27 protein-coding genes, 1 tRNA gene and 3 pseudogenes are annotated in these 24910 nt (G+C 66.5%); 13 read left to right on the top strand and 18 right to left on the bottom strand.

The window, feature by feature from the left end:
* Positions 1–179 precede the first annotated feature (179 nt).
* Positions 180–632 (bottom strand): hypothetical protein, encoded by a 453-nt coding sequence (locus tag Atro_RS03775; protein ID WP_497926494.1) that lies wholly within the window; start codon positions 630–632, stop codon positions 180–182.
* 301 nt (positions 633–933) lie between these two features.
* Positions 934–1535: pseudogene (locus Atro_RS03770) on the bottom strand (IS5 family transposase); the annotation flags it as partial.
* A gap of 570 nt (positions 1536–2105) precedes the next feature.
* On the opposite strand from Atro_RS03770, the gene Atro_RS03765 reads away from it, so the two are divergent.
* Positions 2106–2195 (top strand) — tRNA-Ser (locus tag Atro_RS03765).
* 128 nt (positions 2196–2323) lie between these two features.
* On the opposite strand, the gene Atro_RS03760 is transcribed toward Atro_RS03765, so the two are convergent.
* From Atro_RS03760 to flgA, 3 genes are all read right to left on the bottom strand, one after another.
* The gene (locus tag Atro_RS03760; RefSeq protein WP_497926493.1) at positions 2324–2773 is read right to left on the bottom strand and encodes a flagella synthesis protein FlgN; all 450 of its coding nucleotides are present in this window, start codon (positions 2771–2773) and stop codon (positions 2324–2326) included.
* A gap of 24 nt (positions 2774–2797) precedes the next feature.
* On the bottom strand, positions 2798–3082 hold the full coding sequence (flgM, locus tag Atro_RS03755) for a flagellar biosynthesis anti-sigma factor FlgM (protein ID WP_497926492.1): 285 nt from the start codon (positions 3080–3082) through the stop codon (positions 2798–2800).
* A 99-nt stretch (positions 3083–3181) separates the two neighbouring features.
* Positions 3182–3532, bottom strand: coding sequence for a flagellar basal body P-ring formation chaperone FlgA (flgA, locus tag Atro_RS03750; RefSeq protein WP_497927599.1), 351 nt, complete (start codon positions 3530–3532; stop codon positions 3182–3184).
* Between flgA and Atro_RS03745 the strand changes: the two genes are divergently transcribed.
* The 12 genes and pseudogenes from Atro_RS03745 (at position 3479) to flgL (ending at position 14145) form a co-directional block, all read left to right on the top strand.
* Entirely contained in the window at positions 3479–3832 is a 354-nt protein-coding gene (locus Atro_RS03745) for a hypothetical protein (RefSeq protein ID WP_497927746.1), read from the top strand. The genes flgA and Atro_RS03745 overlap by 54 nt on opposite strands.
* Before the next feature lie 215 nt (positions 3833–4047).
* Positions 4048–4461: a flagellar basal body rod protein FlgB gene (gene flgB / locus Atro_RS03740; RefSeq protein ID WP_497926491.1), complete on the top strand. Its 414-nt coding sequence runs from the start codon at positions 4048–4050 to the stop codon at positions 4459–4461.
* A 17-nt stretch (positions 4462–4478) separates the two neighbouring features.
* Positions 4479–4885 (top strand): annotated as a pseudogene (gene flgC, locus Atro_RS03735) (flagellar basal body rod protein FlgC).
* Positions 4886–4893: 8 nt separating this feature from the next.
* Positions 4894–5562, top strand: coding sequence for a flagellar hook assembly protein FlgD (gene flgD / locus Atro_RS03730; RefSeq protein ID WP_497926490.1), 669 nt, complete (start codon positions 4894–4896; stop codon positions 5560–5562).
* A gap of 72 nt (positions 5563–5634) precedes the next feature.
* Positions 5635–6783, top strand: a complete 1149-nt coding sequence (flgE, locus tag Atro_RS03725) for a flagellar hook protein FlgE (RefSeq protein ID WP_497926489.1) — start codon at positions 5635–5637, stop codon at positions 6781–6783.
* Positions 6784–6796: 13 nt separating this feature from the next.
* Positions 6797–7552, top strand: a complete 756-nt coding sequence (locus Atro_RS03720; protein ID WP_497926488.1) for a flagellar basal body rod protein FlgF — start codon at positions 6797–6799, stop codon at positions 7550–7552.
* 45 nt (positions 7553–7597) lie between these two features.
* Positions 7598–8380, top strand: a complete 783-nt coding sequence (gene flgG, locus Atro_RS03715) for a flagellar basal-body rod protein FlgG (RefSeq protein WP_089167993.1) — start codon at positions 7598–7600, stop codon at positions 8378–8380.
* Positions 8381–8402: 22 nt separating this feature from the next.
* The gene (locus Atro_RS03710; RefSeq protein ID WP_497926487.1) at positions 8403–9080 is read left to right on the top strand and encodes a flagellar basal body L-ring protein FlgH; all 678 of its coding nucleotides are present in this window, start codon (positions 8403–8405) and stop codon (positions 9078–9080) included.
* Positions 9080–10245 (top strand): annotated as a pseudogene (locus Atro_RS03705) (flagellar basal body P-ring protein FlgI). The gene Atro_RS03710 and the pseudogene Atro_RS03705 overlap by 1 nt, the downstream one beginning before the upstream one ends.
* Positions 10245–11219: a flagellar assembly peptidoglycan hydrolase FlgJ gene (gene flgJ / locus Atro_RS03700; protein WP_497926486.1), complete on the top strand. Its 975-nt coding sequence runs from the start codon at positions 10245–10247 to the stop codon at positions 11217–11219. Before Atro_RS03705 ends, flgJ begins: the two are co-directional and overlap by 1 nt.
* Before the next feature lie 81 nt (positions 11220–11300).
* Positions 11301–12920: a flagellar hook-associated protein FlgK gene (gene flgK, locus Atro_RS03695; RefSeq protein ID WP_497926485.1), complete on the top strand. Its 1620-nt coding sequence runs from the start codon at positions 11301–11303 to the stop codon at positions 12918–12920.
* Positions 12921–12939: 19 nt separating this feature from the next.
* Positions 12940–14145 (top strand): flagellar hook-associated protein FlgL, encoded by a 1206-nt coding sequence (flgL, locus tag Atro_RS03690; protein WP_497926484.1) that lies wholly within the window; start codon positions 12940–12942, stop codon positions 14143–14145.
* On the opposite strand, the gene fliR is transcribed toward flgL, so the two are convergent.
* From fliR to fliF, 13 genes are all read right to left on the bottom strand, one after another.
* Positions 14040–14981, bottom strand: a complete 942-nt coding sequence (gene fliR, locus Atro_RS03685) for a flagellar biosynthetic protein FliR (RefSeq protein ID WP_497926483.1) — start codon at positions 14979–14981, stop codon at positions 14040–14042. The genes flgL and fliR overlap by 106 nt on opposite strands.
* 3 nt (positions 14982–14984) lie before the next feature.
* Complete coding sequence (fliQ, locus tag Atro_RS03680; protein ID WP_131254529.1) at positions 14985–15254, bottom strand: flagellar biosynthesis protein FliQ; 270 nt, start codon at positions 15252–15254, stop codon at positions 14985–14987.
* Between the two features lie 17 nt (positions 15255–15271).
* Positions 15272–16039 (bottom strand): flagellar type III secretion system pore protein FliP, encoded by a 768-nt coding sequence (fliP, locus tag Atro_RS03675; RefSeq protein WP_497926482.1) that lies wholly within the window; start codon positions 16037–16039, stop codon positions 15272–15274.
* Complete coding sequence (fliO, locus tag Atro_RS03670) at positions 16036–16464, bottom strand: flagellar biosynthetic protein FliO (protein ID WP_497926481.1); 429 nt, start codon at positions 16462–16464, stop codon at positions 16036–16038. The genes fliP and fliO overlap by 4 nt, the downstream gene beginning before the upstream one ends.
* Entirely contained in the window at positions 16461–16928 is a 468-nt protein-coding gene (gene fliN / locus Atro_RS03665) for a flagellar motor switch protein FliN (protein WP_497926480.1), read from the bottom strand. The genes fliO and fliN overlap by 4 nt, the downstream gene beginning before the upstream one ends.
* Positions 16921–17973, bottom strand: a complete 1053-nt coding sequence (gene fliM, locus Atro_RS03660; protein WP_497926479.1) for a flagellar motor switch protein FliM — start codon at positions 17971–17973, stop codon at positions 16921–16923. Before fliM ends, fliN begins: the two co-directional genes overlap by 8 nt.
* 6 nt (positions 17974–17979) lie before the next feature.
* A complete protein-coding gene (gene fliL / locus Atro_RS03655) occupies positions 17980–18465 on the bottom strand; it encodes a flagellar basal body-associated protein FliL (protein ID WP_497926478.1) in 486 nt (161 codons plus the stop codon).
* A 168-nt stretch (positions 18466–18633) separates the two neighbouring features.
* The gene (locus Atro_RS03650) at positions 18634–20076 is read right to left on the bottom strand and encodes a flagellar hook-length control protein FliK (RefSeq protein ID WP_497926477.1); all 1443 of its coding nucleotides are present in this window, start codon (positions 20074–20076) and stop codon (positions 18634–18636) included.
* An 8-nt stretch (positions 20077–20084) separates the two neighbouring features.
* A complete protein-coding gene (gene fliJ / locus Atro_RS03645; protein ID WP_497926476.1) occupies positions 20085–20546 on the bottom strand; it encodes a flagellar export protein FliJ in 462 nt (153 codons plus the stop codon).
* Positions 20547–20575: 29 nt separating this feature from the next.
* Positions 20576–21955, bottom strand: coding sequence for a flagellar protein export ATPase FliI (gene fliI, locus Atro_RS03640; protein ID WP_497926475.1), 1380 nt, complete (start codon positions 21953–21955; stop codon positions 20576–20578).
* Complete coding sequence (locus Atro_RS03635) at positions 21952–22689, bottom strand: flagellar assembly protein FliH (protein ID WP_497926474.1); 738 nt, start codon at positions 22687–22689, stop codon at positions 21952–21954. The genes fliI and Atro_RS03635 overlap by 4 nt, the downstream gene beginning before the upstream one ends.
* Positions 22682–23677: a flagellar motor switch protein FliG gene (fliG, locus tag Atro_RS03630; protein ID WP_497926473.1), complete on the bottom strand. Its 996-nt coding sequence runs from the start codon at positions 23675–23677 to the stop codon at positions 22682–22684. The genes Atro_RS03635 and fliG overlap by 8 nt, the downstream gene beginning before the upstream one ends.
* On the bottom strand, positions 23670–24908 hold the full coding sequence (gene fliF, locus Atro_RS03625) for a flagellar basal-body MS-ring/collar protein FliF (protein ID WP_497926472.1): 1239 nt from the start codon (positions 24906–24908) through the stop codon (positions 23670–23672). The genes fliG and fliF overlap by 8 nt, the downstream gene beginning before the upstream one ends.
* Positions 24909–24910 lie beyond the last annotated feature (2 nt).

The following is a 24910-nucleotide window of genomic DNA, read 5'->3' as shown; positions in this document are numbered from 1 at the left end:
CATAGCCTTTGTTTGCCTGATGTTGCCGACTGCTCTCAAGGCCTTGGCAGCACCAGGCCGATCAAGAAACGAACGGGTTAATAACAGGCTCTAAGTGAATCAAGGCTCGGAGGCGTCCTTGCTCGAGCAGGCGTTCCTGCCGACGATTCGGCGGAGGTCATGCGGGCTGGCGGCAAGTCTTATGCAGCCACGGGATCCATAGTGAGGGGGCGACCGGCACGTTCGAGGAAGTCGAGGGTGGCCCGCTTGGCTTTCTCCACCGCTTGGCGATGCCGCTCACCGGCGTTCAGGCTCTGCCGCAAGGTGTCGCTGAACTCGGACTGTAGGCCGGCAAGCAGCCGACGCTGCTCGCTGGTCAGGATGGCGGAGTGGCCGCTGGCGAAACCTATCACCGAATCGATCGCCCTTGCGACATTGAGATGAAAGCTCCGCTCTGGCCCCTCGCAGATACAGCTTTCGGCACGTAGGGCGAGTAGGCTTACCTTCTCGTGCACTTCCCGGTACAGCGGAATGAATTGCAGATCGGCAACAGCGGTACGCTCCATCGCGCCCCGCTTGTTCAGCAGCTCGGCTGCAAGCTGTGAGTCCATGCGGGACTCTTCTCTGGCCGAAACAACTCCCCAATCGTTCATGCTGCAGCCTCCTCTTCAAGGGCTGGCCGCCTGCCGAGCCGGGTCTTGAACCGGCAGGCGGGGTTCGCCCGGATCGCTGATGCTCCGGCGGATCGGCGCCGGAGACGCTCTTCTCGAACCTTTCGTGGGGCTGCGGCTGTTCGCCGCAGCTCCCATGGCCAATGGATAACCGATTGTTAGGGAGATAATCAACTGTCACATTGCAGCGAACCACTCGCTAAAGGTTGTAGATCCGCTCGTTTACGTGGCGGCTGGCGGGGTGGTCAAAGTCCTGGCGGCGCGGCTAGGCGCCCGTAGTCCCGACTCCCAACCGGATGCCATGCGCCTCCACCTGTCCGGCCGCCGACTCGCCGCTGTAGCCCGGATCGACGAAGGCAGCCTTCACCGGCCTCACCGGTCACCCGCACACCTGCTCGGCGAGGGCTGCCACCTGGGCACGGTCCTGTTCGTTGACGGGCGCCACCCGCAGGGCGAACAGCTGTCCGAGCGTATCCACTGCCATTGCACCTTCGAGCCCTTGCGGCGTTTGGCCCCGTCATAGCCGGCCCGTGTGCCGCTTTCCGGCATCGACTGCAGGGTACGGCTGTCGAGGATCACGGCGCCAAGCTGGGCCTTGCGCTTGTCGGCCACCCGGATCGACTCGCGCCAATCGTGCAGCAGTTCCTCGAAGACGCCGGCCTCGCTACAGCGCCGGGTCTGCTGATACACCACCTGCCAGGACGGCAGATCATGCGGCGTCTGCCGCCAGAGCTGGCCGCCGCGGGCGATGTAGCGCAGGGCGTTGAAGACCTCGCGCAGGCTGTGGACGCGATGGGCGCAGGATTCGGGCATCAGCGCCAGGTAGGTCGCCACAAAGGCCCACTCCTCATCGCTGACATCGGTGGGATAGGGTTTTCGGGTTATCGTCTGCATAGCTGCAAACGATTAGCAAAGCAGTGGTTAATAACAGGCGTTAGAAAAATTGGGAGTCCCTGGCCATTATCGTTTGCCTGAATATGTGGAAAAGCACAGGATCGGGAAAAGATAAGGTGATTCATTGCCCAAAAGAATTCGATCCCAGCTCATGAATGTGCAGCGCATTAAGTTTTTGACAGAGGCGGTTGGCTGTGCCATCGCCCGCGCAGTACGGTAAAGAATTCTTGGGCGAAAGGAGTCATGCCGATGACTCGGTGCAATCTTTCCAGTGCGTCTACCGTTGCCTGTTTGGCCGGATTGGCGCTTGTGGCTTTAATAGGCTTGGCGCTGACCCCGCTGAGCCATAACCCTTGGGGGGTGGCGCAGTTGTTCTTCAGCAGCCTCTTCGTTTCCCTGGCTCTGGCTTGGCCCACAATGGCAACATTTCGCTATGGCGGACGTGGATTGCGGATAGGCCTAGCTGGCTAAACGCATGAATTTTTTGAAAAAGCTTTGCTTTCTGATCGTCGTTCGGATAAATTGCGCGCCGTCGACGGGCAAGAAGGTCCGTAGATATCCGGTGGGGTGTCCGAGCGGTTGAAGGAGCACGCCTGGAAAGTGTGTATACGGGAAACCGTATCGTGGGTTCGAATCCCACCTCCACCGCCATACTGAACGAAAAAGCCCCGAGAATTCGGGGCTTTTTCGTTTCCTGCCTGAAAGTTTCAAGCTTTCCATGAGGGTGGTTCTCGTTCCCTCTGCTGTGGTGTCCGTTGGATCGCGAGCTGGCCTGTCTTTTAGGTGGACAGGCCGGAGAGGCTGCCGTTGCGTCGAGCGCGTCCATCCGGGCCGTAAAGGGAGTGTCCGGCCGCTTCGTGGAGAAAGTTCAGGATGCGCTGGTTGTGTCCCAGGCGGGTGCGAATGGCATCGCCATTGAGGCGGTTCAGCAGTTGGGCATGGCTGGCCAGTTCGAGCAGCCGTTGCCAGGCGGGGAGGCAGTCGGCATCCCTGGCGGCCTGTTCGGCTCCGCGACGCCCGGCGCCGTAGCCAAGCTTGATCTGGGCGTTGCTGCGCTGGCTTTCCAGGCGTTCGAGTTCGGCGAGCAGCGTCTGCTTGGCGGCGGCCAGGTTGCTCAGGTGCCGGCCGTCGACATCGGCTTCGGTCAGCGCTTGCTGCTCTTCTTCGATCAATTCGACGAAGCGCTGCAAGGTTTGTTGCTGGGTGGCGAGATGCTTGCTCAGACTCATGGAAATCCTTCCGTCCTAAAAGGTTCAGGCCCCGTCGTCGAGTAGTTCGCGGACGCTTTCGAGCAGTCCTTCGGCGATGCGTTCGGGGCGAATCTGCAGGCGGCCCTCACCGATCGCCTGGCGAATTTCCATGACGCGAGCCATGTCGATGTCCTGGGTGGCATCCGTTTCCGTGGACTGGCCGAGGTGGGCGATGGCGGCGGGCGATTCCGTTTGCGCCGGGGCTTCGCCACGATGGATGCGGAGGCCGGTCTCTCTGTGGTCGGTCGGTCGTGCGGCGCCTGGCAGAGTGGAGTTGTCGATTTTCACGGTGGATTTCTCTCGCGGTGTTCCCAAGGCGAAGTATCGGCCCTGGGCGGGCAAACTTGAACAGTCGCCTCACCAAAATGCGAAGGTTGCGAGCGATGCTCACTGGCCCGCCTGCAGCCGATTGCGGCCGACGACCCTGCCGCGCAGTATTTCCCCATCTTCGGTGCGCACCCGCACCACGCTGTCCAGGCTGCCGCCGTCGAGTGCGGTGGCTTTGCGGCTGACGATGAAGCCGGGTCCCCGGGCCTCGAGGACGACCTGGGCGTTGCGTTCGATCAGCCCGGGCGTGCGCAGGGCGCTGTGCTGGAGGGGGCTGCCCTCGGCGATGGCTCGAGCGGCCTGCATGCCGAGGACCTCGTCGGCGGAAATAGCTGCGTTGCGCGGCAGGCGCTCCAGTTGGCCCTGGCGTACCGCAAGCATGCCGGGCTCGATGATTTCGCCGGGTTCGATGGTACGTCGGGCAACAGCATATTCCCCCAGGATGCCGACGGAGGCCTGCAGATAACGGGCTGGTTGGTCATTTCCGGCGCAGTGGACGCCTATTGCGACTCGTCCCGGCAGGCGCTGGTTGGGTTGCGGCAGAAACGGCTGCGGATCGTTGCAGCCCGGAAGGCTGGCGGCCGGGCGTTCCAACTCGATCCGCAGTTCCTGTCGGTCGCTGACCGGCAGGCGCTGCATGATCAATTCCCGGATCCTGGTTTCCATCAGATCCGGCGCGGCTTCGGCTGGCTGGCCTGCCTGCCAGGCTAGGAGGCATGGCAGGACTCCCTGTAGAAGGAGGCGGAGCGGAGGGAGGCTCGACATGCGGTCGTTCCGTCGGCGGTGAGGCGGAAATTCTAGGAAGAATGCCGCCGGGACAAGGGCGGAATTGGTTGATAAATGCGGGCCTGTTTCTGCCTTTGCCCTGGAGGTTGTGCCGCTATTCTGCCATCAACCAAATGATCCCTATGGAGGGAGTCGCGGGCATGCTCGACAAACTCGATGCCTCGCTGCGTTTTCAGCAGGAAGCCCTGAATCTGCGCACCCAGCGTCAACAGGTGTTGGCCGCCAACATCGCCAACGCCGATACGCCGGAGTTCCGGGCAAGGGATTTCGACTTTTCCCGCGAGTTGGCCAAGGCCGTCGAGGGTGGGAGAGGCGCTTCCTCCATGCGCCTGACGACCACCTCGACGCGCCATGTGCAGGGCTCCTCGATAGCAGCGCTCGCCGTGCGCGAGTTGCTCTACCGGGTTCCGGACCAGCCCAGCCTGGACGGCAATACCGTGGACATGGACCGCGAGCGGGCCCAGTTCGTCGACAACACGGTGCGCTACCAGGCCAGTCTGACCTTTTTGAACAGTCGCCTTCAGGGACTCAAGACTGCCATGCAGTCGGAATGAGCGGGGAGTACGGCAGCATGTCGATGTTCAGCATCTTCGATATCACCGGCTCGGCGCTGAGCGCACAGTCGCAGCGGATGAACGTGACCGCCAGCAACCTGGCCAACGTGGACAGCGTGGGGGCGAGGACGGCCAGGCCTATCGTGCCAAGCAGGTGGTCTTCGAAACCCGGAGCTTGGGGCGTTCGGATATCGGCGGCGTGCGCGTGACTCAGGTTGTGGAGGATCCTTCGCCGTTGCGGCGGGAGTATCGCCCCGAACACCCGCTGGCCGACGGAGAGGGTTACGTGAGCCTGCCGAACGTCGAGCCGGTGCACGAAATGGTCAACATGATCGCCGCTTCGCGTTCCTATCAGGCCAACGTCGAAGTGATGAACACCAGCAAGCAGTTGCTGCTGAAAACCCTGACTCTTGGCGAAGGCTGAACTCCTCCATGAGCACCATCGACACTTCGGTCGTCAGCGCCCTCAACGGCAATGTCGGCACGACGCAGAGCAAGAGCACCGCCGAAGAGCTGCGGGAAAACTTCATGACGCTCTTGGTGACGCAATTGCAGAACCAGGACCCGCTCAAGCCCATGGAGAATGCCGAGCTGACCTCGCAGCTGGCGCAGATCAACACCCTGAACGGCATCGAGGAACTGAACACGACGCTGGAGAGCATCACCGGGCAGATCGACGAGAGCCAAGCCTTGCAGGCCGCGGCGCTGGTCGGGCATGGCGTGCTGGTGCCAGGCAACCAGATACTGGTCGGCAACCAGGTGGCGACGGCGTTCGGCATCGAGCTGGAGCAGCCGGCCGATCAGGTCAAGGTAACCATCACCGACGGCAACGGCCAGGTCGTGCGCCAATTCGACCTGGGAGCGCTGGATGCCGGTGTGCAGTCCTTCGTCTGGGACGCCACGCTGGACGACGGCAGCGCGGCTCCGGACGGCGCCTACACCGTGAGCATCGAGGCCAGCGCCGATGGCGAGACACTCTCCCACACGACCCTGAACTACGCCGAGGTCGGCGGCGTCACCCGCAGCAGCGAGGGGCTGCAGCTGGATCTGGGCGCAGTGCAGGGAAGCGTCGCTCTCGCCGATATCCGCCAGATTCTCTAAACGCATTTTTCGCCGATCCACGACTCCCGGCTTGCCGGGTAGCCGGCCGTCATAACCTTCACGGAGCAGAACATGGGTTTTTCGCAGGCACTGAGTGGTCTCAACGCCGCCTCCACCAACCTCAACGTGGTGAGCAATAACATCGCCAACTCGCAGACCGTCGGTTTCAAGAGTTCCACCACCCAGTTCGCCGACGTCTATGCCGGTGCCAAGGTCGGTCTGGGAACCCGGGTCTCGGATGTCGTGCAGAATTTCAACTCAGGCAACCTGGAAACCACCGACCGCGGTCTTGACCTGGCCATCAGCGGTTCGGGCTTCTTCCGCCTGGAGCAGGGCGGCCAGGTGGTCTACTCGCGCAACGGCCAACTGACCCTGACCTCCGACGGTTATCTGGAGAATGCCCAGGGCGCGCGTCTGGTGGGTGCTGATGGCGTCATCCAGATCCCCTCCGATGGCTTGCAGGCCAGCCCCACGGATGAGGTCGCGGCGACCTTGAACCTGGATGCCGGTGCCGAGGCGGTGACGGCGACCTTCGATGCGACCGACCCGGCCACCTATTCCTATGCCAACACCGCCACGGTCTACGACTCGCTGGGCAATGCCCATGAGTTGAGCCTGTACTTCACCAAGACCGGTACCAATACTTGGGAAGTGCATGCCGCCCTTGATGGGGATGTATCGGCAGACTCGCAGAGCGTCAATTTCACTTCCAGCGGCGTGCTCGATGCCTATGCATCAAGCAATTTCGGCTTCACCCTGACCAACGGCGCCGCCGACATCAGTTTCGAGCTGGATCTGGCCGGCACTACCCAGTTCGGCAACGACTTCGAGGTGTCCAGCCTGACCCAGAACGGCTATACCGCCGGCAGTCTGGTGGGTTTCACCGTGGATGAGAACGGCAACATCGTCGGCAACTATTCGAACGAGCAGACCCAGGTTCTCGGCCAGATCCAACTGGCCAGCTTCCGCAACCCGGAGGGCCTGCAGCCGGTGGGCGACAACGTCTGGATCGAAACGGCGGCCTCTGGGCAGGCCTTGGTGGGTGTGGCTGGCGCTGGCCAGCTCGGGACGGTCGAAAGCGGCGTGGTGGAAACCTCCAACGTCGACCTGACCAAGGAGCTGGTCAACCTGATCATCGCCCAACGCAACTTTCAGGCCAACGCCCAGTCGGTCAAGACGCAGAGCGACGTGCTCGAGCAGGCGGTCAACCTCGGCCGCTGACGGAGCCTGATCCATGGATCGCATGCTATTCACCGCCATGAGCGGCGCCAAGCAGAGTCTCGACCAGCAGGCGGTGGTCACGCACAACCTGGCCAACGCGGTGACGCCGGGCTTTCGCGCCCAGCTCATGGAGCTGCAGGCCGTGACGGTCGACGGCGAGGGCCTGCCGACCCGCACCTCGGTACGGCTTGCCACCTCCAGCGCCGACTTCACCCAAGGACCGGTCACCCGCACCGGCCGCGGCCTGGACGTGGCGCTCGACGGCGATGCCTGGCTGGCGGTGCAGGCCTCCGACGGCAACGAGGCCTATACCCGGCGCGGCGACATTCAGATCGACGGCAACGGCATGATGACGGTCGCCGGCCATCCGGTGATCGGCGACGGCGGCCCCCTGATGGTGCCGCTGGGCAGCGAGGTGACCATCGGCGCCGACGGCACCGTGAGCGTGGTGGAGGAGGGGCAGGATCCCGACACCAGCGCCGCGGTGGGACGCCTGAAGCTGGTGTCGGCCGGCGATGTCGGGCTTGAGCGCGGCGAGGGCGGCCTGTTCCGCGCGCCGTCGGACGGCGCCGGAGCCTCCCAGCCGCTGGCGGCCGACGATGCCGCACGGCTGGTCACCGGTGCCCTGGAGGGCAGCAATGTCAGCGCCACCGAGGCCATGGTGGCGATGATCGATAACGCGCGGCGCTACGAGATGCAGATGAAGGCCATCGACAGCGCCGACGACAACGCCCAGCGCGCCAACGCCCTGCTGTCCCTGCAGGGCTGACAGGCACGGCCGTCGCGATGGCCGTGAACGGAGGAAGATTCACCGATGATCAGATCGTTGTGGACGGCCAAGACCGGCCTCGAGTCCCAGCAGGTGCAGATGGACGTGATCGCCAACAACCTGGCGAACGTCGCGACCAATGGCTTCAAGCGCACGCGGGCGGTGTTCGAGGACCTTTTATACCAGAACCTGCGCCAGCCGGGCGCCGACAATACCACCCAGACCAAGCTGCCATCCGGCCTGCAAATCGGCACCGGCGTGCGCCCGGTCGCCACCGAGCGCCTGCACAGCCAGGGCAACCTGCAGGGGACCGAGAACTCGAACGACCTGGCGATCAACGGCAAGGGCTTCTTCCAGGTCGAGATGCCTGATGGCACCACCGCCTACACCCGCGACGGCAGCTTCCAGCTCGACGAGAACGGCCAGATGGTCACCTCCAGCGGCTACCTGCTGATGGGCGGCGTCACCATTCCCGAGAACGCCCTGTCGGTGACCGTCAGCCAGGACGGCATCGTTTCGGTGACCCAGCCGGGCAACGCTCAGCCCAATCAGGTCGGCCAGCTCAACTTGGCGCTGTTCATCAATCCGGCCGGTCTGCAGAGCATCGGCGAGAACCTCTATCTGGAAACCGCCAGCTCGGGCGCGCCCAACGAGAACATTCCGGGCAGCAACGGTGCCGGCCGCCTCTACCAGGGCTACGTGGAGACCTCCAACGTCAACGTGGTGGAGGAGATGGTCAGCATGATCCAGACCCAGCGCGCCTACGAGATCAACAGCAAGGCCGTGGAAACCTCGGACGAGATGCTCGCGCGTCTGACCCAGCTGTAAGCGCATGACGAGGAATAATCGAGTGCCGCGCTCCTGGGGATTCCGCCTGCGTCACGGGCTGCTGGCTGTGCTGCTGTCCGCGGCGGGCTGCGCGCAGCTGCCGCGGACCTCGGTGGTCCGCGACGAGCCGTTGGAGGTGCCGCAGATGGCGCCCCGGCAGGCCAACGGCTCCATCTTCCAGAGCGGGCAGATCTACCAGCCGCTGTTCGAGGACCGCCGACCGCGGATGGTCGGCGACATCCTGACCATCGTGCTCAACGAACAGGTCAGTGCCAGCAAGAACTCGGCCTCCAATGCCAGCCGTTCCGCGGACATGTCGGTGGGCTTCTCGACGACGTCGGACAAGCCGGAGAAGGTGGGCGAGTTCGGCGCCGACGCCACGGGGGACAATGATTTCACCGGCAGCGGCGGATCGCGGGCCAACAATTCCTTCACCGGTACCATCACCGTGACGGTGCAGCAGGTGATGCCCAACGGCAACCTGCGCGTGGTCGGTGATAAGCAGATCGCCATCAACCAGGGGACCGAGTACATCCGCTTCTCCGGTCTGGTCAACCCGCGCACCATCAGCGTGCAGAACACGGTGTCTTCGACCCTGGTGTCCATGGCCCGCATCGAGTACGTCGGCGACGGTTACATCAACGAGGCCCAGCACATGGGCTGGTTGCAGCGCTTCTTCCTCAACGTGTCCCCCTTCTGATGCATCCTGCCATGCCCGATTCCGTTTCGCGTGCCCGCCCCACATCCTTCGCCCCTGCGGCATGCCGGACGCTGTGCCTGCTGCTCTGCTTCGCCGGCCTGCTGCTCCCGGCCGTGGCGCCGGCCGAGCAGGTGCGCGACATCGCCGACTTCGCCGGCGTGCGCAACAACGTGCTGGTCGGCTACGGCCTGGTGGTCGGCCTGGACGGTACCGGCGACCAGACCACCCAGACCCCCTTCACCGAACAGGGGCTGACCAACATGCTGTCGCAGCTGGGGATCACCGTGCCGGCCGGCAGCAACATGCAGATGCGCAACGTCGCCGCGGTGATGGTGACCACCAACCTACCGCCGTTCGCCCGTCCCGGGCAGCAGGTCGACGTCGTCGTCTCCTCCATTGGCAACGCTCGCAGCCTGCGCGGCGGCACCTTGCTGATGACGCCACTCAAGGGCATGGACGGCGAAACCTACGCCCTGGCCCAGGGCAACCTGCTGGTGGGCGGGGTCGGTGCCCAGGCCAACGGCAGTAGCGTGCAGATCAACCAGCAGGCCGGCGGGCGGATCGCCCGTGGCGCGCTGGTCGAGCGCGAGGTGCCGCTCGAGCTGGGCAATCCCAGGGGCGAGCTCGATCTCTATCTGCGCTATCCCGACTTCGCCACCGCCCGGCGGGTGGTGCTCGCCATCAACAACGAATTCGGCCGTACCGTGGCCTCCGCCCAGGATGGCGGCCTGATCCGCCTGCAGGGCCCGTCCTCACCGAACGAGCGGGTCAACTTCATTGCGCGCGTGGAAGGCGTTCAAATCACGCCGATGTCGGAGCGGCCCAAGGTGATCATCAACTCGCGCACCGGCGCCGTGGTGCTCAACGGTGCGGTCAAGCTGCACCGGGCCGCGGTAGCGCACGGCAACCTGTCGATCGTCATCGACACCGACAATCGCGTCTCCCAGCCGGAACCCTTCAGCGGGGGCAGACGGTAGTGGCGCCGAACAGCGATATCTCCATCGAGCAGCAAGGGGGCGCCCTGCATCTGATCGAGGGCAGCGCTGACCTGATGGACGTGGTCAAGGCGCTCAACGCCTTGGGCGCCACGCCCCAGGACCTGATGTCGATCCTTGAGGCGCTGAAGGCCGCCGGCTCCCTGCGTGCCGAACTGGAGATCATCTGATGGCTGCGGCTGCGCTCGGCGAGCGTTTCGCCCTCGATTTGCAAGGCTTGCAGCGTCTCAAGCATACGGCCCGCGAGGATTCGCCGGCCGCGCTGCGCGAGGCGAGCAAGCAGTTCGAGGCGTTGTTCCTGCAGGCGATGCTGAAAGGCATGCGCGAGGCCAGCCCGAAATCGGGTCTGTTCGACAGCGCACAGACGCGTCTGTACACCGAGCTGCTCGATCAGCAGTGGGCGCAGCATCTGGCCGGACAAGGCCTGGGGCTGGCCGAGCAGTTGGCCGACCAGTTGCGCGGCGTTGTCCAGGCAACAGGTCCCGTGGAAAGCGCCAAGGAGGAGAACCTGCTGGCCGGGATTCCGCGCGCCACACCGCGGCCTCTGTACGGCAGCGTGGCGCTTCCGTCCGCTGCGCCGGATGCAGCCGAACGGGCGACGGAGGCACAGGCCTCGCTGGGCAGCGTGGTTGAACGCCCGGCCCATGTTACGAACTTCCTCGATCGCCTGCAGGCACCGGCACGCCGGGCCAGCCTCGCCAGTGGCGTACCTGCCGAACTGATCCTCGCCCAGGCGGCCCTGGAAACCGGCTGGGGGCAGCGGCAGATCGCCACGGCCAGCGGCGGCGAAAGCCACAACCTGTTTGGCATCAAGGCCGGCAGCCAGTGGCGCGGAGCGACGGCCGACGTGCTGACCACCGAATACGTCGACGGCCAGGCGCAGAAGCGGGTGGAGCGCTTCCGCGCCTATCCGTCACTGGATGCCGCCGTGACCGACTACGCTCGGCTGATCGGCGGCAATCCGCGCTATGCCGGCGTGGTCGCCGCGCCGGATGCCGCCCAGGCCGCACGGGCGCTGCAGCAGGCCGGCTACGCCACCGACCCGGCCTATGCCGACAAGCTGATCGCGGTGATGGCCAGCCTCGGTCCGCTTGGCCGAAGGCAGGACGTCGCCCATCTGGATGCGGCGGACACGCGGGAATGAGAACAGGCGGCTCCAGGAGCCGCCTCAAGTCTTGGTCAGCGCTGCCGATAACCTGAGGCAAGCTGCGAAAGGGAAGGTTTCATGAGCATTTTCTCCATCGGCATCAGCGGCCTGAATGCCGCCCAGGTGGCTTTGAGCACCACCTCCAACAACATCACCAACGTCTACACGGATGGCTACAACCGCCAGACCACCCTGCTCAGCGAGAGTGGCGTGGGCAATGGGGTGCAGGTCGAAGGCGTGCAGCGCCAGTTCAGCCAGTTCGTCGCCAACCAGCTCAACCAAGCCACCAGCAATTCCAGTGCGCTGGATACCTACGAAACCCAGATCGCCCAGATCGACAACCTGCTGGCGGACAGCGAGGCGGGGCTGGCGCCGCTGTTGCAGAGCTTCTTTTCCTCCCTGCAGGATCTCGCCTCGGCGCCTTCCGACCCGGCCGCCCGCCAGGGGGTGATCGGCACGGCCGATACCCTGAGCGCGCAGTTCCGGGCCTTCGACAGCTACCTCGAAGACATGCAGCAGGGCGTCAACGGGCAGATCGAGGACGTGGTTTTCCAGATCAACAATACCGCCGAGCAGATCGCCATGCTCAACCGCGAGATCAGCCTGGCCAAGGCCAAGACCGGCGAGGCGCCCAACAGCCTGCTGGATCAGCGCGACCAGCTGGTGGCTGAGCTGAGCGCCATGGTCGACGTGGAGCTGACCATCCAGGACGGCGGCACCTACAACATCAGCATCGGCAACGGCCAGTCCCTGGTCTCCGGCACCAAGAGCTTCGCCCTCGAGGCCATGGCTTCCTCCGCCGATCCGTCGCGGACCGTGGTCGGCTATCGCGACGGTGCCGGCAACCTGCGCGAGTTCAGCGAGTCGACCTTCACCGGCGGTGAACTGGGCGGTCTGATGACCTTCCGCAGCGAGACCCTCGACAAGACCCAGAACCAGCTCGGCCAGCTCGCCGTGTCCCTGGCGCAGGGCTTCAACACCCAGCACGCCGAGGGCGTCGATCTCAATGGCGACGCCGGAGGGGATTTCTTCTCGATCGGCGCGCCGACCGTCTACAGCAACGCCAGCAACGACAGCACCGCCTATCTGGAGGCGAGCTTCTCCGACGACCTGAGCGGGCTGACCGCCAGCGACTACGATGTGAAGTTCTCGACGACCGACGGCTACAGCGTGACTCGCCGCGACACCGGCGAAACCACAACCTTCGCGGCCGACGCCACGACCCTCGAATTCGGCGGCATGGTCGTGACGATCAACGGCACGCCGGCCGACGGCGACCGTTTCCTCGTCCAGCCGACCCGCCATGCCGCCGGCCAGCTGGAGAACCTGATCCAGGACACCGCGCTGATCGCCGCCGGCCAGGCCGAGGGCGGCACCGGCAGCGGCGACAACCGCAACGCCCTGGCCCTGCAGGCGCTGCAGGACGAGGCGCTGGTCGGCGGCGTGGCCAGCCTGAGCCAGGCCTATGCCTCGATGGTCGGCGACGTCGGCAACCGCACCAACGTCGTCCAGGTCAACCGCCAGGCCCAGGCGGGCCTGACCCAGCAGTTGCGTGCGCTGCAGCTGTCGGAGTCCGGCGTCAATCTGGATGAGGAGGCGGCCAACCTGATTCGCTTCCAGCAGTACTACCAGGCCAGCGCCAAGGTCATCGAGGTCGGCGCGACCGTGCTCGACACCCTGCTCGGTCTCGACGCCTGATCCCGGAGGATAAGCAAGCATGCGCATCAGCACCGTCACCATGTTCGAGCAGGGCCTGAGCTCGCTGGTCCGCCAGCAGGGCGAGTACCTCAAGGTTGGCCAGCAGATCGCCAGCGGCAAGCGGGTGGTCAACCCCTCCGACGATCCCCAGGCTGCGTCGCAGGCGGTCGGCGTCGCCCAGTCGGCGGCGGTCAACCAGCAGTATGCCGACGCCCGGATCAGCACCCGCAATGCCCTCTCCCAGGAGGAGAGCGTGCTGGACAGCGTCGCCGACGCCATCGCCAGCGCCAAGACCCTGCTGGTCCAGGCCGGCAACGGCACGCTCAGCGACGCCGACCGTTCCTCCCTGGCCAGCGAACTCAACGGCATCTACGAGGCTCTGCTCGGCCAGGCCAATGCCACCGACGGCAACGGGCGCTACCTGTTCGGCGGCTACCAGGACAAGAGCCCGCCGTTCGTCAAGGATGCGCTCACCGACATCGTCAGCTATCAGGGCGACGAGGGCGTGGTGGCCCAGCAGGTGGACGCCTCGCGGCAAATGTCGAGCAGCGACAACGGCAAGCAGATCTTCCAGGCCGTACACGACTCAGCGAGTTACCTGGCCAGGGCCGATGCCGCTAATGCGGGCAGCGTCACCTTCACCGGCCCCAGCGTGACGAACAGCAGCGATGCCGGCTTCGGCACGAGCTTCACGGTCGTCTTCACGGTCGCGGCCGACGGTGCGACCACCTACAGCACCGACGGCGGTACGACCCAGGTTCCCTACGAGTCGGGACAGAGCATCGCCGTCAACGGCCTCTCCCTGACCCTGGAGGGCACCCCGGCGGACGGCGATTCCATCGCCGTGAGCGCCGCCGACGAGGCCGATCCCGACCTGTTCCGCACTCTCAAGAACATGCTCGATGCGTTGAACGCGCCGGTGCAGAGCGACGCCGACCAAGCCCGTCTGCAGAACACCCTGTCCACCTCCAGCCGCGAGCTGGACAACGCGCTGGACAACGTGCTGACTACCCGCGCGTCGGTGGGCGCCCGCCTGAACGAGCTGGACGTGCTCGACACCGTAGGCAGCAACCGCGCGTTGAACTACGAGCAGACCCTCTCCGATCTGGTCGACCTCGACTACAACGCGGCCATCTCCGAATACAGCCTGCGCCAGGTCGGGCTGCAGGCGGCGCAGAAGGCCTTCGTCGATATCCACCAGCTGTCGCTGTTCAAGCTGCTCTGACGCGGCCCCCGCGCGGGAAGCGGGGTGCCTTCGCGCCGCGCTTCAGCTTCCCGGGGCGCCAGGCCGGCGATCAGCTGCGCCAGGAATTCCAGGCCGGCACGGAACAGCCCGCCGAGAAAGCCTCCCAGATCGCCCATCAGTATGGTCAGCAGCGCCAGGCCGACGCTCAGTGACAGCGGAAAGCCCACCGAGAACACCGTCAGCTGCGGCGCCGAGCGGTTGAGGATGCCCATCGCCAGGTTGATGATCAGCAGCGCGGCCACCAGCGGCATGGCCAGCAGCAGGCCCGAGGCGAAGACGGTGCTGCCGTAGCGGGCGAGCATCTCCCAGGCCGACGGATCGAGGCGCAGCAGGCCGATCGGCAGGCTGACGAAGGTGCCGGCGAGCAGTTCGAGTTCCAGCAGATGGCCGTCGAAGGCCAGGAACATCAGCAGCGCGATCATATACAGCAGGCGCGAGAGCACCATGCTGTTGGTACCGGTGTCCGGCGAGAAGAAGGTGGCGAAGCCCAGGCCCATCTGCAGGCCGATGATGTCGCCGGCGGTCTGCGTCGCGGCGAGGGTGACGCGCATGACCATGCCGATGGCCAGGCCGATCAGCATCTGCTCGACCATGATGCCGAGGCCGGGCCAGGAGAACAGCGACACCGCCGGCAGCGGTGGCAGGCCGGGACCCAGCAGCACGCTCAGCAGGACCGCCAGGGCGATCTTCACGCGCGCGGGGACGCTGGTGTGGCCAAGCAGCGGGGCGACCAGCAGGAAGGCGCCGATCCGGCAGAAAGGCCAGAAGAAGCTGACCAGCCACAGCTGCAGTTGCGCGTAGTCGACCTCGACCACGGGTCAGCCGAGCATACCGGGAAGGTTGGTGAACAGTTCCCGGGTGAAATCGACGATCAGCTGGATCATCAGGGGGCCGGCCAGCACCAGCACGGCGAACACCGCGAGGATCTTCGGGATGAACGACAGGGTCATCTCGTTGATCTGGGTGGCGGCCTGGAACAGGCTGACCAGCAGGCCGACCAGCAGCGCGGTGAGCAGCAACGGTGCGGCGAGGAACAGGGTGACACGCATGCCCTGATGGGCCAGGTCCATGACCATTTCCGGCGTCATCGCGGATTACCTCTCGGTTACAGGTAGAAGCTCTGCGCCAGCGAGCCGACCAGCAGCTGCCAGCCGTCGACCAGCACGAAGAGCATCAGCTTGAAGGGCAGGGAAATGGTCGCCGGCGGGACCATCATCATGCCCAACGCCATCAGCACGCTGGCCACCACCAGGTCGATGATCAGGAAGGGGATGAAGATGGTGAAGCCGATCTGGAAGGCGGTCTTCAGTTCGCTGGTGACGAAGGCCGGCATCAGCACGCGCAACGGCACCTGCTCGGGACCTTCCAGCTCGCCGAGCCTGGCCAGGCGGGCGAACAGCGCCAGGTCGCCGTCGCGGGTCTGCGCCAACATGAATTCGCGGAACGGCTGGCTGCCGGTTTCGAGGAACTGCTCGAAGCCGATCTCGTCGCGGGAGAAAGGCGCCCAGGCGCTCTGGTAGGCGCGGTCGAACACCGGTGCCATGACGAAGAAAGTGAGGAACAGCGCCAAGCCGAGCAGGACCTGGTTGGGCGGCGCGGCCGGAGTGCCGATGGCGGTGCGCAGCAGGCCGAGGACGATGATGATCCGGGTGAAGCCGGTCATCATCAGCAGCAGGGCCGGCAGGAAGGCCATCGAACTGAGCAGCAGCAGAGTCTGCAAGCTCAGCGACCACTGCTGGCCTCCGCCGGCCAGCGGCTGGCTGGTGAAGGCGGGCAGGGCGGCCAGGGCGGGCGCCGGCAGGCACAGGACGAGGCCCAGGCCCAGGGCGCCGGCGGCCGACCACTGGCCGCGACGCGGGACGGTCGGATTCATGGTTGCTCCGGAGTGGCTGTCTTGTGGCCGGGCGGCTGTTGCTTAAATTGGCCGGACAGGGCACCGGCAAAGCGTTCGGCAAATCCACCGGCCGGACGGACGGCGCCTGCTTCGGCGGGCGGTGCCGGCAGTTCGTGAAGCTTGCTGATCTGCTGGCCGGTCACGCCGAGCACCAGCCAAGTGCCCTGCACCTCGACGATCACTACGCGCTCGCGGGGACCGAGCAAGCTGCTGCCGATCACCCTCAGGTGCTGACCGGGCCATTGGCGGCCGGGGCCTAGGCGACGCAGCAGCCAGCTGCAGAGGAATATCAGGCCGACCACCAGAGCCAGGGCCAAGGCGGTCTTGCCCAGGGCGGCGAGGCCCAGCAGGCTGTCGGCACCGGCGTTCTCCAGGCCGGCGGCGCTCGTCGCGACGGTACTCATCGGTTGAGCTTCTGCACCCGTTCGGAGGGCGTGATGATTTCGGTGATGCGGATGCCGTACTTGTCGTCGACCACCACCACCTCGCCCTGGGCGATCAGGTAGCCGTTGATGAGGATGTCCATCGGCTCGCCGGCCAGGCCCTCCAGCTCGACCACCGAGCCCTGCGCCAGCTCCAGCAGCTGCTTGATGGTGATCCGTGTGCGGCCGAGCTCGACGCTGAGCTTGACCGGAATGTCCATGATCATGTCCAGGTCACGCATGCCATCCGCCGTGGCGCTCTTGCCGAGCGGCTTGAATACGCTCTTGCCGACGTTCTGCACGGCCGGTGCCGGGACCGTGGCAGCCTGTTCGGCGAAGGCGGCCGCCCAAGGATCGTCCTCGACCGGTGCGGCGGCCTGTTCGGCCATGGCGCTGGCCCAGTCGTCCTCCAGGGTGTTGAGATCGGTTTTGTTCGAATCAGTCATTGTGGAGTTCCTTGGCGGCGGGCAGGCTACCCTTGACGAACCGGTCGGTCGTCGCGCGGGAGTTGGCGGATGAGTGGTCGATCAGTTCCTTTACCTGCAGGGCGCGCTGGCCGTTCTGGCTGCCGTACTCGCAGCACATCACCGGCACGCCGTCGACGCGAGCGACGACCGTTTCCGGCAGCTCGATGGGCAGCACGTCGCCGACTTTGAGCGCCATGACCTGGCCGATGCACAGGTCGATGCCGGCGAAGTCGGCGATCAGCTCGATCTGCGACTGCTTGAGTTCGCTGGCCATGCGTTGGCCCCACTGACGCTCCTCTTCCGGATGGCTGTCGTTGAGAGGGCCGTTGAGCAGGCTGCGCAGCGGTTCGATCATCAGGTAGGGCATGACGATGTTGAAGTCGCTGGCCAGGTTGCCGACTTCCAGGTGGAAGGTGCTGTTGATGACGATTTCGTTGGGCGAGCTGGTGATGTTGGCGAACTTGGCCTGCATCTCCGAACGCAGGTAGTCGATCTCCAATGGATACACCGACTTCCAGGCGCTCTGGTAGGCCTCCAGGGCCAGCCCCAGCAGGCGGCGGATGATGCGCTGCTCGGTGTGGGTGAACTCGCGCCCCTCGGACTTGGTGAGGAAGCGGCCGTCGCCGCCGAACAGGTTGTCCACCACCATGAACACCAGGTTCGGCGGAAAGACCACCAGTGCCGTGCCGCGCAGCGGTTTCATGGCCAGCAGGTTGATGTTGGTCGGCACCGGCACGTTGCGCGCGAAATCGCTGTAGCTCTGATAGCGCACGCTGTCGACGGTGATGTCGGCGCTGCGGCGGATCAGGTTGAACAGGCTCATGCGGAAATAACGGGCGAAGCGCTCGTTGATGATGTCCAGCGCGTGCAGGCGTTCGCGGATCACCCGGTGCTGGGTGGCCGGATTGTAGGGGCGGATGCGCTGTTTGTCGGCGGGCTCGCTGGGCGAGGTGTCTTCCTCGCCGCTGACCCCCTTGAGCAGCGCGTCGATCTCTTCCTGCGAGAGCAGATCATCTTGGGCCATGGGCGGCTACTGCACGATGAAGTCGGTGTAGAGGACGTCGGTCACCCGCAGGACCGGCTGCGGCGTGGCCATCGGCTGCTGGAGCATCTCGAGGATCTTCGCCGAGAGCTGCTCCTTGCCACTGGGGGTCATCAGCTCGGCGGCGGTCTGCGCGGCGAACAGCTTGAGCAGGCGGCTACGCAACTGTGGCATGTACTGCTTGAGGAATTCCCCGCTGGCCTTGTCCATCACCTGCAGGGACAGGCCGACGTAGAGCAGGCGCTCCTCGTGCTCCGCGCTGCGCAGGTTGACGGTGAAGGGGGTGATCGGCACGAAGATCGGCGCCAGCGTGGGTTCGGCAGCGGCCTCGGTGCTGTCGGCGGCGGCATGCGCGCCCTTGCCCATGAGGAGGTACACGCCCGCGGCGCTGCCGCCGGCGGCGACCAGCACCAGGAGGATCACCAACAGCCAACTGGCCTTGCCGTTGCCGCGTGCGGGAGGGGTTTTGCTCATTGCGTGTGCCCTTGAGGGAGGTCGACTCGTTCGAGGGAAAAAGTATGCCGACAGGCACACAATCCCGATGGGGCGATAAGACCCCGCTATCGCGCGTATCTTGTTGTTTTGCCGCCGTGTGGCACTGGTCGTCGGTTAGATTGCGAAGCGGCCGTCCGGCCGCTCTCCTCAGGCGTACAGGTCGACACCCTCGAGACGCACCGATAACGGTGCGGCGATTTCCGCCACTCCGGGCACGCGGTCCTCGCCGGCGCCTCCCGCGAGGGCCGCGCCGCGCCCCGAGCTGTCCGGGCGTTCGTCCCGGGATCGTTGCTGGCGTTCGCCCACCGAGGTTTCGCCGAGGGCGATGCCCTGTTCGGCAAGGGCCTCGCGCAGCTGCGGGATGGCCTGCTCGACCGCCGCACGGACCTGCGGGTGGGAGGAAAGGAACTGCGCCTGGGCCCCCGACTCGCCCAGCTTGAGGCTGATCGACAGCGGGCCGAGTTCGGCCGGATGCAGGTGCAGCTCGATCTCCTGCTCGCCGCGCTGTTGCAGGCCGAGCAGGTGCTGGCCGAGGCCGCGCTGCCATTCGGGGCTGGCCAGCGGCGCCGCCAGGCTGACGCCGGCAGGGCTGCCCGCCGTCGCCGGGCCGCCGGTAGACGGGCTGTTGCTGGCGAGCGGGTAGGTGGTGCCACTGCCGGATGTGCTTTCCAGGCCGGGCGGAAGGCTGTCGCCCGCCCGGATGTTTTCGGCGAGCGATGCCGCATGGCTCGTCCGAGGGCCTTCTGGGAGCGGTTCCGCACGGCTCGCCTGGGCCCCTTCCGTGAGCGGCTCCGGGCGGCTCGCCTGGGTGTCCTCCATGAGCGGTTCCGTACGGCCTGCCTGGATGCTCTCCGGGAGGGCATCCGGATGGACCGCCCGGGTGCCTTCCGCGAGCGCGGGGGGTTGGCCCGCCTGATCGCTGCCGGCGAATCCAGCCTGTCCGGCATCGGGTGGCGGCGTGGACAGCGCCGGCCGGCTTTGCTCGATGCTGGCGGCAGTCGTCTGGAGTGAGAGCGGCGTAACCGTGACGGCCGGGAGGCTTGCGGTGGCCGGTAGCGGGGAGGGGGCAGTCTGTGCCGGCAGGCTGGCCAGAGCTGCCTCGACGGTGCCGGGGAAGGGCAGTTGTCCGGCGCTCTCGATCGCCAGCAGGCGCGAGCGGATGCGCTGCAGCTCGTCGGGGATGTCGGTTTCCGGAAGGTCGGCGGCAGCGCCGGCTGCCGGCGCCGCCGGTACGGGCGGCACCTGCAGGAGCATGGCCGCCAGATCGGCTGGCGCTTCCTCCGGGCGTTCGTCCGCAGGCGGCGCGGCCTCTTTCTGGGTCGTCGTCCCGCTCGCCGGAGGCGTCACGGACAGCCCCAGCAGGCCGGGCGCCTGTACGGCAACGGCCGCGGCAGTCGGCGTTTCCGCGCTGGCGGCGCGCAGGGAGCGGGCCTGCGGGGCGGCGGCAGCGTCGGCCGTCTGACGGCTGGCCGCCTGTTCGAGGCTGCGGGCGAAGCCACCGCCAGCGTTGACGGGTGCGGGCGAGGCGCCTGGCGTCGTAGTGGGGGCAGCGCCGGACAGGGGGCTGGCCGGCAGGGCGATGATATCCATGGGGCCTCCTACAGATTGCTGTCGTTCGGAAAGCCGGAACGCAGGCGCAACTGGGCGCTGGTCTCGTCGCTACGGCGCTGTTCGGCACGGTTCTCGCGCAGCTGGCCGAGCAGGGCGCGACGCTCGACCAGGGTGTCGTAGGCGTTCAGCTTGCGGCGTTGCTCCTGCCAGTGCCGCTGGCTGTGGTCGACCTGTCGGCGCTGTGCGTCGAGGGTCTGCACGGCGCGCTGGATGGCGCTGTCCAGGGAGGCCAGGAAGGCCCGGTAATTGTGCAGGCTGGCCGGCGCGATGCCTTCCTGCATGGCCTGCTGCAGGCGCTGGCGATACTCCTGGCGATAGTGTTCGAGGGTGTTCATCTGCGTCTGCGCCTGCTGCTGGGTACGGCGCTGGTCGGCCAGGGTGCGGCCGGCGGCCTCCATGGCCTCCCGGGTCAGGTCGATGAGAGTGTCAAGCGCGCTGGTCGTGGACATGCCGGGTTACCTGCCTTGCTCACATGGCGTCATGGGGTGGGAATCAGTGCGTTGAGTGCTTTCAGCGTCTCCTCGACGCCGGCCCGCTCGTCGATGCGTTGCTGGAGGAAGCGCTCGAGCTGCGGATAGAGGTTCACCGCGCGGTCCAGCTGCGGGTCGTGGCCCGGGACGTAGGCACCAACGCTGATCAGGTCGCGGTTACGCTGGTACCTGGAGAGCAGCTGTTTGAACTGCTGGGCCTTGCGCTGCTGCGTGGGATCGACGATGGCGGTCATCGCCCGGCTGATCGAGGCCTCGATGTCGATGGCCGGGTAGTGGCCGCTTTCCGCCAAGGCCCGCGACAGCACGATGTGGCCGTCGAGGATCGCCCGCGCCGAGTCGGCGATCGGGTCCTGCTGGTCGTCGCCCTCACTGAGCACGGTGTAAAAGGCGGTGATCGAGCCGCCGCCGCGCGGCCCGTTACCGGTGCGCTCGACCAGCCTGGGCAGCTTGGCGAACACCGAGGGCGGGTAGCCCTTGGTGGCCGGCGGCTCGCCGATGGCCAGGGCGATCTCGCGCTGGGCCATGGCGTAGCGGGTCAGCGAATCCATGATCAGCAGCACGTCGCGGCCGGCATCGCGAAAGTCCTCGGCCAGCCGGGTGGCATAGGCGGCGCCCTGCAGGCGCTGCAGCGGCGAGGTGTCGGCCGGGGCGGCGACCACCACCGAGCGGCGCAGGCCTTCCGGGCCGAGGATGTTGTCGATGAAGTCCTGCACCTCGCGGCCGCGCTCGCCGATCAGCCCGACCACGATGAGGTCGGCACGGGTGTAACGCGCCATCATGCCGAGCAGCACCGACTTGCCGACCCCGGAGCCAGCGAACAGGCCCATGCGCTGGCCGCGGCCGATGCTGAGCAGGCCGTTGATGGCGCGGATGCCGACGTCGATCTGGCGGTCGATGGGGGCCCGATGCAGGGGGTTCAGCGGCGGGGTGTGCAGGCTGGCGTGGCGCACGTCGTCCAGCGGGCCCTGGCCGTCGAGCGGCTGGCCGCTGCTGTCGACGACCCGGCCGAGCAGGCGCTCGCCGAGCGGGAAGCGTCGCGCGCTGAGCGCATCGTTGCCCTCGCCGAGGGGGAATACCCGGGCGCCCGGCTGCAGGCCGGCGATTTCTTCCAGCGGCATGAGGAACAGGCGCTCCCCGGCGAAGCCGACCACTTCGGCCTCGGCCTGCCGCGCGGCGCTGCCGGGCTGGGCGGCCAGCTCGATGCGGCACACTCCACCAAGAGGAATGCCCAAGCCGACGGCCTCCAGGACCATGCCGGTGGCCCGCACGATGCGCCCGCTGCGCCGGTATGGCGGCAGGTCGCCGATGCGCCGGCACAGACCGTCGATGGCTTGCGACCAGCGCTGCTGGTGGGGATTGGCGGTCACGTCGCGGGGGCCTCGTCGACCGGCAGTGCGGCGGGGCGCTTGCGCAGCTGACGGGCGATCGCCGCCCAGCGGCTTTCCCAGGTGGCGTCCAGATCGCCGCCCTGGCTGGTCGCCCGGCAGCCGCCGCGGGTGATCAGGGCGTCCGGCTGGAGCTGCCAGCCGGCGGCCTGCAGCTCCACGCCGAGCTGCTCGCGAACCAGTTGCAGATCGGCCGGATGCAGCCACAGGCGCGGCTTACCGCCGAGCGGCGGTTCGCTGTGCAGCAGGGCGCGGATGGTCGGCAGGATGTGCCCCGGATCGATCTTCAGCGCCTCGCCAGCCAGCTGACGGGCGCCGGCCAGGGCCAGTTCGACCAGCTGCTCGGCGATCTGCCCGTCGAGCTGGGCGAGCGCCTGCTCGAAGGTCTGGGCGAGGACGCGCAGCGGTTCCACGGCCTCGCGGATCTGCGCCTGCAGGGCCTGCTCGCCGGCCAGGCGGCCTTCTTCCAGGCCCTGCGCGTAGCCGTCCGTCTTGCCGGCGGCGAAGCCTTCCTCATAGCCCTGGCGACGGGCCTCCTCGCGCACCTGTTCACGCAGCGCCTTGAGTTCCGCGTCGCGCTTGAAGGCCTGCTGGCGCTGGGCCTCGCGGCGTGCGCTGTCAGGGTCGGGGCGGGCGTCCCGAGGGTGCCCCAGCTCGTCCATCTGCCAGAGGCGCCAGGGGGCGTCGTCGCGCGACCAGGACGGCCGGTCAGACATAGGCGTCGTCCCCGCCGCCGAGCACTATCTCGCCACTGTCGGCCAGGCGGCGGACGATCTGCAGGATGGTCTTCTGTTCGGCCTCGACCTGGGAGATGCGGATCGGTCCGCGCGCTTCCATGTCTTCGCGCAGCAGCTGGGCCGCACGGTTCGACATGTTCGCCAGAAACTTGTCGAGCAGCGCCGGCGGGGCACCCTTGAGGGCGACGACCAGGGAGTTGCTTTCCACTTGGTTGAGGATCAGCTGGATGCTGCGGTCGTCCAGCTCCAGCAGGTTCTCGAAGAGGAACATCTCGTCGAGGATCTTCTGCGCCAGGTCTTCGCTGTGAGCGCGCACCGTCTGGATGGCGACTTCCTCGAGGGTCGAGTTCATCAGGTTGAGGATTTCCGCCGCGGTCCTCACGCCGCCCATCTTGCTGCGCTTGAGGTTCTGGCCATCGAGCATGCCGCCGAGCACTTCGGTCAGCTCGTGCAGGGCGATCGGTTGCACGCCGCTGAAGGTGGCGATGCGCAGGATGATGTCGTTGCGCAGGCGCTCGTCGAACAGCTCCAGCACGTCGGCGGCCTGGTGGCGATCCAGGTGGACCAAAATGGTGGCGATAATCTGCGGATGCTCGTCGCGGATCATCTCGGCGACCGTCGAGGCCTCCATCAGATTCAGTTTATCGATGCCGGTGCCGGTATCGCTGGTCTCCAGGATGTCGTCGATCAGGCTGGCCGCCCGTTCACTGCCGAGGGCCTTGGTCAGCACGGCACGGATGTGCTCGCTGGACTGGATGTTGATCGCCGCGTACTGCTCGGTCTCGTCCATGAAGTCTTCGAGCACCTGGCGCATTTCCTCGTGGGAGACCTGGCTCAGGCGCGCCATTTCCGTACCGACCGCCTGCACGTCTTGATTGGACAGGAACTTGAAGACCTCGGCCGCGCTGTCCTCGTCGAGGGACAGCAGGAGAATCGCGCTGCGCCGCGCGCCACTCATCTCAGTCATTTTTCTTCATCCAGCCGCGAATGATCATGGCTACCAGACGGGGATCTTCCTGGGCCATTTCGCGCAGGCTCTGCAGGTTGTGTTCATAGACCGGCGACTTGCGCCGCGGGTCGCGTTTTTGGTGCTCCTCGGCGGCGATGATCGGCACTCTGGAGGCCTCGAGGGCGGCCTGCGCGGCTTCGACAGCCTCGCTACGGGCGGCGGCTTCCGCGGCCAGCCTCTCCCGGTGGCGGCGCTTCAGCGGGCGCAGCACCATCAGCCAGAGCAGCAGGGCGATGAAGAGCACCAACAGGTAGCGGGACAGGCTGGCCGCCAGGTTGTAGAACTCCGGTGTCTTCCACCACTCCGGCGGATCGACGACCTCGATGTCCGCGAAGGGGCTGTTCATGATTTCCAGCTGGTCGCCGCGGCCCTCGGTGAAGCCCATGGCTTGGCGGACCAGGCGGTCGATCCGGGCCAGCTCCTCCTGGCTCAGCGGCTCGCGGGCACGAGCGCCGTCCTTGACCAGGTCGCGGTAGTTGACCACCACCGCGGCGGACAGACGCTGCACGTTGCCGCGCTGGTGTTGTATGTGCTCGACGTTGCGGTCGATCTCGTAATTGATCGTGTTGTCGCGGCTCAGCGCGGTGGTGGGGGCCTTTTCCGCGGCGGCCGCCGGCTTGTCGGCCTTGTCGGCGGAGGCCGTGTCGCCGGTTGCTGCCGTCTCGGCTGCGGCGGGCGCCGGCGCCGCATTCGGCGGGCTGTTGGTCAGTGCGCCGGGCACCCCGCGGGCCGGCTCGGTGCCGCCGGACAGGTTCTCGGAGAGCTGCTGGCTGCGCACCGCCGCCTCGCCGGGCTGCTGGTTGGGGGCATAGCGCTCGGCGGTCTGTTCGCGAGTGGAGAAGTCGACTTGCGCGACCACCTGGGCGCGGACGTTCTGGGCGCCGAGGATGGGGGCGAGGATGTTCTCGATGCGCCGCTGGTACGAGCGCTCCACCTCGTCGATGTAGTTCAGCTGGCTGCCGTCGAGGTCGCGGGTACCACCCGGCTGGGAGAGCAGGCGGCCGTTCTGGTCGACCACAGTCACCGCGTCGACGGCCAGGCCCGGTACGCTGGAGGAAACCAGATGGGCGATGGCGCTGACCTGGCGCTCGCCCAGCTCGCGGCCCGGCTGCAGATTGAGCACCACCGAGGCGCGGGCCGGTTCGCGCTCGCGGACGAACACCGACTGCTTGGCCATGGCCAGGTGCACGC

It is taken from the genome of Azotobacter tropicalis, from assembly GCF_059739045.1.
The sequence above is the reverse complement of the archived record's forward strand: the minus strand, read 5'-3'. Positions and strand labels throughout refer to the sequence as shown.

Bases quoted from the DNA above. Each gene is read 5' to 3' on its own strand.
- Atro_RS03775 (WP_497926494.1), bottom strand. From the start codon at position 632: ATGAACGATTGGGGAGTTGTTTCGGCCAGAGAAGAGTCCCGCATGGAC.
- Atro_RS03760 (WP_497926493.1), bottom strand. From the start codon at position 2,773: ATGAGTCTGAGCAAGCATCTCGCCACCCAGCAACAAACCTTGCAGCGC.
- flgB (WP_497926491.1), top strand. From the start codon at position 4,048: ATGCTCGACAAACTCGATGCCTCGCTGCGTTTTCAGCAGGAAGCCCTG.
- flgD (WP_497926490.1), top strand. From the start codon at position 4,894: ATGAGCACCATCGACACTTCGGTCGTCAGCGCCCTCAACGGCAATGTC.
- flgE (WP_497926489.1), top strand. From the start codon at position 5,635: ATGGGTTTTTCGCAGGCACTGAGTGGTCTCAACGCCGCCTCCACCAAC.
- Atro_RS03720 (WP_497926488.1), top strand. From the start codon at position 6,797: ATGGATCGCATGCTATTCACCGCCATGAGCGGCGCCAAGCAGAGTCTC.
- flgG (WP_089167993.1), top strand. From the start codon at position 7,598: ATGATCAGATCGTTGTGGACGGCCAAGACCGGCCTCGAGTCCCAGCAG.
- flgJ (WP_497926486.1), top strand. From the start codon at position 10,245: ATGGCTGCGGCTGCGCTCGGCGAGCGTTTCGCCCTCGATTTGCAAGGC.
- flgK (WP_497926485.1), top strand. From the start codon at position 11,301: ATGAGCATTTTCTCCATCGGCATCAGCGGCCTGAATGCCGCCCAGGTG.
- flgL (WP_497926484.1), top strand. From the start codon at position 12,940: ATGCGCATCAGCACCGTCACCATGTTCGAGCAGGGCCTGAGCTCGCTG.
- fliQ (WP_131254529.1), bottom strand. From the start codon at position 15,254: ATGACGCCGGAAATGGTCATGGACCTGGCCCATCAGGGCATGCGTGTC.
- fliP (WP_497926482.1), bottom strand. From the start codon at position 16,039: ATGAATCCGACCGTCCCGCGTCGCGGCCAGTGGTCGGCCGCCGGCGCC.
- fliO (WP_497926481.1), bottom strand. From the start codon at position 16,464: ATGAGTACCGTCGCGACGAGCGCCGCCGGCCTGGAGAACGCCGGTGCC.
- fliN (WP_497926480.1), bottom strand. From the start codon at position 16,928: ATGACTGATTCGAACAAAACCGATCTCAACACCCTGGAGGACGACTGG.
- fliM (WP_497926479.1), bottom strand. From the start codon at position 17,973: ATGGCCCAAGATGATCTGCTCTCGCAGGAAGAGATCGACGCGCTGCTC.
- fliL (WP_497926478.1), bottom strand. From the start codon at position 18,465: ATGAGCAAAACCCCTCCCGCACGCGGCAACGGCAAGGCCAGTTGGCTG.
- Atro_RS03650 (WP_497926477.1), bottom strand. From the start codon at position 20,076: ATGGATATCATCGCCCTGCCGGCCAGCCCCCTGTCCGGCGCTGCCCCC.
- fliJ (WP_497926476.1), bottom strand. From the start codon at position 20,546: ATGTCCACGACCAGCGCGCTTGACACTCTCATCGACCTGACCCGGGAG.
- Atro_RS03635 (WP_497926474.1), bottom strand. From the start codon at position 22,689: ATGTCTGACCGGCCGTCCTGGTCGCGCGACGACGCCCCCTGGCGCCTC.
- fliG (WP_497926473.1), bottom strand. From the start codon at position 23,677: ATGACTGAGATGAGTGGCGCGCGGCGCAGCGCGATTCTCCTGCTGTCC.